Raw genomic sequence first — 5,318 nt, 5'->3', positions numbered from 1 at the left:
CACGGTGTGCGTCTGATTCTTGAGAACTCAACAGTGTGTCATAGTCGACGAATTAGTTTGTAATGCCCCGTTGACTGCTACTTCGGTGGTGGTTGATGGATTTCTTTGACAATGATTCTGACAACTTTTGTCAGTGTCTCCTGTCAGGGGCATCTCTTTTTCCTCAGCTGGTTTTGTGCTGGTTGGGGGTGTTGTTTTCAACGGAGAGTTTGATCCTGGCTCAGGACGAACGCTGGCGGCGTGCTTAACACATGCAAGTCGAGCGGAAAGGCCCTTTCGGGGGTACTCGAGCGGCGAACGGGTGAGTAACACGTGAGTAATCTGCCCTTCACTTGGGGATAACTACCGGAAACGGTGGCTAATACCCGATATGACCAGTCACTGCATGGTGTGCTGGTGGAAAGTTTTTTCGGTGGAGGATGTGCTCGCGGCCTATCAGCTTGTTGGTGGGGTAATGGCCTACCAAGGCTTCGACGGGTAGCCGGCCTGAGAGGGTGACCGGCCACACTGGGACTGAGACACGGCCCAGACTCCTACGGGAGGCAGCAGTGGGGAATATTGGACAATGGGCGAAAGCCTGATCCAGCAACGCCGCGTGAGGGATGACGGCCTTCGGGTTGTAAACCTCTTTCAGCGGGGACGAAGCGCCGGTAATGGTGGTGACGGTACCCGCAGAAGAAGCACCGGCCAACTACGTGCCAGCAGCCGCGGTAATACGTAGGGTGCGAGCGTTGTCCGGAATTATTGGGCGTAAAGGGCTCGTAGGCGGTTTGTCGCGTCGGGAGTGAAAACACCGGGCTTAACTCGGTGCTTGCTTTCGATACGGGCAGACTAGAGGCATGCAGGGGAGAACGGAATTCCTGGTGTAGCGGTGAAATGCGCAGATATCAGGAGGAACACCGGTGGCGAAGGCGGTTCTCTGGGCATGTCCTGACGCTGAGGAGCGAAAGTGTGGGGAGCGAACAGGATTAGATACCCTGGTAGTCCACACCGTAAACGTTGGGCGCTAGGTGTGGGGCCTATTCCATGGGTTCCGTGCCGCAGCTAACGCATTAAGCGCCCCGCCTGGGGAGTACGGCCGCAAGGCTAAAACTCAAAGGAATTGACGGGGGCCCGCACAAGCGGCGGAGCATGCGGATTAATTCGATGCAACGCGAAGAACCTTACCTGGGTTTGACATACACCGGAAAGCTGTAGAGATATGGCCCCTTTTGTCGGTGTACAGGTGGTGCATGGCTGTCGTCAGCTCGTGTCGTGAGATGTTGGGTTAAGTCCCGCAACGAGCGCAACCCTCGTCCTATGTTGCCAGCACGTCATGGTGGGGACTCATAGGAGACTGCCGGGGTCAACTCGGAGGAAGGTGGGGATGACGTCAAGTCATCATGCCCCTTATGTCCAGGGCTTCACGCATGCTACAATGGCCGGTACAAAGGGCTGCGATGCTGCAAGGCGGAGCGAATCCCAAAAAGCCGGTCTCAGTTCGGATTGGGGTCTGCAACTCGACCCCATGAAGTCGGAGTCGCTAGTAATCGCAGATCAGCAACGCTGCGGTGAATACGTTCCCGGGCCTTGTACACACCGCCCGTCACGTCACGAAAGTCGGCAACACCCGAAGCCGGTGGCCTAACCCTTGTGGAGGGAGCCGTCGAAGGTGGGGCTGGCGATTGGGACGAAGTCGTAACAAGGTAGCCGTACCGGAAGGTGCGGCTGGATCACCTCCTTTCTAAGGAGCACACACCCCGCACGCTCACCGTCCGTGTGAGTGGCATTGGTGGTGTTCACTAGTGGAATCGTCGATGAAGAGCTCGCCGGTGCCGGCGTTGTCCTCAGTACTGCCCGCTTGCGGGTGTGGAACCTGGGCAGGGTTGGTGCGGTCGGGACCTGACACACTGTTGGGCTTTGAGGAATCAGACCCTCAACGCCTTCGCGGACCAGTCGCCTCTTCTTGGGGTGGGTGGCCGTGATGGGTATGGATCTTGTGAATTGGATAGTGGACGCGAGCATCTTCCGATGCCTCTACACCAGGAGGTATCGGATTTTTGACGCCACCGTGCAAGCCAGTGCTTGTGGGTTTCAGACCCCACGAGGTGTGGTGGGTGGTGTTCAGAGTCTTTGTAGTTTTTGTTGAGTGTTTGTGAGACAAGCTATGAAGGGCACATGGTGGATGCCTTGGCATCAAGAGCCGATGAAGGACGTAGGAGCCTGCGATAAGCCCTGGGGAGTTGGCAACCGAGCTGTGATCCGGGGGTGTCCGAATGGGGAAACCCAGCACGAGTCATGTCGTGTTACCCGCGCCTGAATATATAGGGCGTGTGGAGGGAACGCGGGGAAGTGAAACATCTCAGTACCCGTAGGAAGAGAAAACAATAGTGATTCCGAGAGTAGTGGCGAGCGAAATCGGATCAGGCTAAACCTATTGCGTGTGATACCCGGCAGGGGTTGCGCAGTGGGGGTTGTGGGACCACTTGGTCCGGTCTGCCGGCCGGGCAAACAGTAAGAAATCGTCTGTGAAGTTGAAGTCCATTGGAAAGTGGCGCCGTAGAGGGTGATAGCCCCGTAAGTGTAAGCATTCGACTGTTGAGTGGTATCCCAAGTAACACGGAACCCCTGAAATTCCGTGTGAATCTGGCGGGACCACCCGTTAAGCCTAAATACTCCTTGATGACCGATAGCGGACAAGTACCGTGAGGGAAAGGTGAAAAGTACCCCTGGCGGGGAGTGAAATAGTACCTGAAACCGTGTGCCTACAATCCGTCGGAGCCTGGCTGCCCCTTGTGGGTGTTGAGGTGACGGCGTGCCTTTTGAAGAATGAGCCTGCGAGTTTGCGTTGTGTTGCGAGGTTAACCCGTGTGGGGAAGCCGTAGCGAAAGCGAGTCCTAATAGGGCGTTTGAGTAGCACGATCAAGACCCGAAGCGGAGTGATCTATCCATGGGCAGGTTGAAGCGCGGGTAAGACCGCGTGGAGGACCGAACCCACTTAGGTTGAAAACTGAGGGGATGACCTGTGGATAGGGGTGAAAGGCCAATCAAACTCCGTGATAGCTGGTTCTCCCCGAAATGCATTTAGGTGCAGCGTTGCGTGTTTCTTGCCGGAGGTAGAGCACTGGATAGCCGATGGGCCCTACCAGGTTACTGACGTTAGCCAAACTCCGAATGCCGGTAAGTGAGAGCGCAGCAGTGAGACTGCGGGGGATAAGCTCCGTAGTCGAGAGGGAAACAGCCCAGACCATCAGCTAAGGCCCCTAAGCGGTGACTAAGTGGAAAAGGATGTGGAGTCGCAGTGACAACCAGGAGGTTGGCTTGGAAGCAGCCACCCTTGAAAGAGTGCGTAATAGCTCACTGGTCAAGTGATTCCGCGCCGACAATGTAGCGGGGCTCAAGTCATCCGCCGAAGCTATGGCATTCACACGTTAGCTAAGCCGCCCTCGAGGTTGGTTCAGGTGTGTGGATGGGTAGGGGAGCGTCGTGTCGCGAGTGAAGCTCCGGAGTGATCCAGGGGTGGACGCGACACGAGTGAGAATGCAGGCATGAGTAGCGAATGCAATGTGAGAAACATTGCCGCCGAATGATCAAGGGTTCCAGGGTCAAGCTAATCTGCCCTGGGTAAGTCGGGACCTAAGGCGAGGCCGACAGGCGTAGTCGATGGACAACGGGTTGATATTCCCGTACCGGCAAAGTAGCGCCCATGACGAACCTGGTGATGCTAACCACCCGAAACCACGAGTATCGGACCCTTCGGGGCGAGAGCTGGTGGCGGAGCGTGGGACCCGAGCTGGTAGTAGTCAAGCGATGGGGTGACGCAGGAAGGTAGCCCAACCGTGGCGATGGTTGTCCACGGGTAAGTGCGTAGGGGGCGGTCTAGGCAAATCCGGACCGCTGTGTTTGATCACGACCCTGAGACACGATGCCGATCCGTATGGAGTAGTGGGTGATCCTATGCTGTCGAGAAAAACCTCTAGCGAGCTACGCGCCGCCCGTACCCCAAACCGACTCAGGTGATCAGGTAGAGAATACCAAGGCGATCGAGCGAACCATGGTTAAGGAACTCGGCAAAATGCCCCCGTAACTTCGGGAGAAGGGGGGCCGGATCCGTGACACCCCTTGCGGGTGAAAGCGGTGAAGGCCGCAGAGACCAGGCCCAAGCGACTGTTTACTAAAAACACAGGTCCGTGCGAAGTTGTAAGACGATGTATACGGACTGACTCCTGCCCGGTGCTGGAAGGTTAAGGGGACGGGTTAGCTAGTTTACTAGCGAAGCTCAGAACTTAAGCCCCAGTAAACGGCGGTGGTAACTATAACCATCCTAAGGTAGCGAAATTCCTTGTCGGGTAAGTTCCGACCTGCACGAATGGAGTAACGACTTGGGCGCTGTCTCAACCGTGGACTCGGCGAAATTGCACTACGAGTAAAGATGCTCGTTACGCGCGGCAGGACGGAAAGACCCCGGGACCTTTACTATAGTTTGGTATTGGTGTTTGGTTCGGCTTGTGTAGGATAGGTGGGAGACTGTGAAGCGATCACGCCAGTGGTTGTGGAGTCAACGTTGAAATACCACTCTGGTCGTACTAGATGTCTAACCTAGGACCATTATCTGGTTCAGGGACAGTGCCTGATGGGTAGTTTAACTGGGGCGGTTGCCTCCTAAAATGTAACGGAGGCGCTCAAAGGTTCCCTCAGCCTGGTTGGCAATCAGGTGGCGAGTGTAAGTGCACAAGGGAGCTTGACTGTGAGACAGACATGTCGAGCAGGGACGAAAGTCGGAACTAGTGATCCGGCGTCGGCATGTGGAAGCGACGTCGCTCAACGGATAAAAGGTACCCCGGGGATAACAGGCTGATCTTCCCCAAGAGTCCATATCGACGGGATGGTTTGGCACCTCGATGTCGGCTCGTCGCATCCTGGGGCTGGAGTAGGTCCCAAGGGTTGGGCTGTTCGCCCATTAAAGCGGCACGCGAGCTGGGTTTAGAACGTCGTGAGACAGTTCGGTCCCTATCCGCCGCGCGCGTAGGAAACTTGAGAAAGGCTGTCCCTAGTACGAGAGGACCGGGATGGACGAACCTCTGGTGTGCCAGTTGTCCCGCCAGGGGCACGGCTGGTTAGCTACGTTCGGAAGTGATAACCGCTGAATGCATCTAAGCGGGAAGCACGTTTCAAGATGAGGTTTCCCACCCCCTCGAGGGGGTAAGGCCCCCAGCAGAACACTGGGTTGATAGGCCGGAGGTGTACAGCAGCAATGCCCAGCCGACCGGTACTAATAGGCCGAGGGCTTGTCTTACAAACCCTCAACAAAAACCTACAAAGCCTCGCGTCCACATCCA

At 56.3% G+C, this 5,318-nt stretch carries 2 rRNA genes; both read left to right on the top strand.

Annotation, left to right across the window (positions count from 1 at the left end):
- Window positions 1–197 precede the first annotated feature (197 nt).
- Window positions 198–1,723: ribosomal RNA gene (locus MJ604_RS23615) — 16S ribosomal RNA — on the top strand.
- Window positions 1,724–2,137: 414 nt separating this feature from the next.
- Window positions 2,138–5,275, top strand: a 23S ribosomal RNA gene (locus MJ604_RS23610).
- The 16S and 23S rRNA genes sit together here, the layout of an rRNA operon.
- The last annotated feature ends 43 nt before the right edge of the window (window positions 5,276–5,318 follow it).

Origin of the sequence: Nocardioides sp. SR21, from assembly GCF_022761125.1 — a bacterium.
Classification (GTDB): domain Bacteria; phylum Actinomycetota; class Actinomycetes; order Propionibacteriales; family Nocardioidaceae; genus Nocardioides.
The sequence above is the reverse complement of the archived record's forward strand: the minus strand, read 5'-3'. Positions and strand labels throughout refer to the sequence as shown.